Source organism: Pantoea sp. SIMBA_079 (assembly GCF_046940275.1).
In the GTDB taxonomy this organism is placed as follows: Bacteria; Pseudomonadota; Gammaproteobacteria; order Enterobacterales; family Enterobacteriaceae; genus Pantoea; species Pantoea borealis.
On record NZ_JAWRYR010000447.1, the window covers coordinates 1 to 264 of the forward strand.

Annotated in this window: 1 protein-coding gene; it reads left to right on the forward strand. The window is 66.3% G+C overall.

Annotated features, from left to right (window positions below):
- The coding region (locus SB719_RS20745) for an efflux RND transporter permease subunit (RefSeq protein ID WP_412159828.1) at positions 1 to 264 on the forward strand (264 nt) is incomplete at both ends.

Below are 264 nucleotides of genomic sequence, written 5' to 3' on the forward strand. Positions count from 1 at the left end.
CGGCGTTCCTCGCGCTGGGCTTCACCCCGGCGTTGTGCGCGACCTTCCTCAAGCAGCACGCGCCGCCCGGCGAGCGCAAGAGCAATGTCGTCGTCCGCACGTTCAACAAGTACTACGACAAGGTCAACCGGACCTACGTCGGCCACATCGGCAGCGCCGTGGGGCACGCGCCGCGCTGGATGGCGGTGTTCGTGGTGCTGTGCGTGGTCTGCGGCTTCCTCTACATCAAGCTGTCCAGCAGCTTCGTGCCCGAGGAAGACCAGG